Below are 472 nucleotides of genomic sequence, written 5' to 3'. Positions count from 1 at the left end.
ATCCAGCAGATTCTCAACGGGCTGGTGCTTGGCAGTGTCTACGCCATCATTGCACTGGGCTACACGATGGTGTACGGCATTCTCGGCATCATCAACTTCGCGCACGGCGACGTGCTGATGGTGGGCGCGATGGTCGCGCTCTCGGCCATCGGGGTGTTGCAGAACCACTTCCCCGGTCTCGGCAACGTGCCGACGCTGTGCATCGCGCTGGTCATCGCGGCCATCGTCTGCTCCGTGGTGGGTTACACGATCGAGCGCGTGGCCTACCGGCCGCTGCGCAAGGCACCGCGTCTCGCCCCGCTGATCACGGCGATCGGCGTGTCGATCCTGCTGCAGACCCTCGCGATGATGATCTGGTCGCGCAACCCGCTGCCGTTCCCGCAGCTGCTGCCGACCGATCCCCTCAACGTGATCAAGGCCACCGATACGACGCCTGGCGCCGTGATCTCGATGACTGAAATCGTGATCATCG

1 protein-coding gene is annotated in these 472 nt (G+C 63.8%); it reads left to right on the top strand.

Going from position 1 to position 472, the window contains the following annotated elements; all coding sequences use genetic code 11:
- Positions 1–472, top strand: a 472-nt coding sequence (locus H3V53_RS43405; protein WP_336603069.1) for a branched-chain amino acid ABC transporter permease, incomplete at both ends; no start/stop codon positions are given.

The organism is Paraburkholderia bengalensis, assembly GCF_037126505.1.
Classification (GTDB): domain Bacteria; phylum Pseudomonadota; class Gammaproteobacteria; order Burkholderiales; family Burkholderiaceae; genus Paraburkholderia; species Paraburkholderia bengalensis.
Note: the sequence above shows the minus strand (reverse complement) of the source record. Positions and strands in the feature narration are given on the sequence as shown.